Here is a 722-nt window from a genome sequence, read left to right on the forward strand (position 1 = left end):
TGTGTTTGTGTCGTTGGCTGTTTTGGGTTGTGGTGTGCGGGGTTGGGTTGGGTACGTGGGTTTGCATTTCTGCCGTTAGAGGGTTGAGGCTGAAGAAAAGCTTTTTCGGTTGCCGAAATCTGAGCCGGTAGCAGCACCGGCGGTTGGGAAGGAGGTTGTTCCGGTTGAACGGGATATCGTTGAAGGGTTGTTTGAGGGGGCTGTTCGGTTTGCTTGGCGGTGTGGGGGTGTCTCGTTTTGGGGGGGTGTGTTGGGTTGGGTGTTGGTTGGGCTGTTTTGGGTGTGGGTGGTGTGTGCTCTTTTTTGGTGTTGTTTGGGTGTTTGTGGGTGTGGTTGTTGGTGTTGTTTGTGGTGTGTGTGGTTGGGGTGGTGGTTGTTGGGGTGGTGGGGGTGGTTGGTTTGGTGTTTGTGTTTGTGGTTGGTTTTTGGGTGGTTTTGGTGGGGGGTTGGTGGGTGTTGGTTGGTGTTTGTGTGTTGGTGGGGGTGTTTTGTTTTGTTTTTGTTTTGGGTGGTGTTTTTTGGGGGGGGTTTGGGTGGGTGTTTTTGTTTTTTGGGGTTGGGGGGTTGTTTGGGGTTGGGGTGTTGGTGGGTGGGGTGTGGGGGTGTGGTGGTGTGTGGGGTTGGTTTGTGTTGGTTGTTTGTGGGGTTTGGTTTTGTTGTTTGGGGGGTTTTGGGGGGTGGGGGTTTGTTGGTTGGTTTGGTTATTGTTGGGTGTGTTGGTT

The 722-nt window shown here is 53.0% G+C and carries 1 protein-coding gene; it reads left to right on the forward strand.

Going from position 1 to position 722, the window contains the following annotated elements:
• Positions 1 to 219 precede the first annotated feature (219 nt).
• The coding region (locus tag ACTHUR_RS13985) for a hypothetical protein (protein ID WP_440399147.1) at positions 220 to 722 on the forward strand (503 nt) is incomplete at its 3' end.

The organism is Neisseria sp. P0021.S007, from assembly GCF_051956855.1.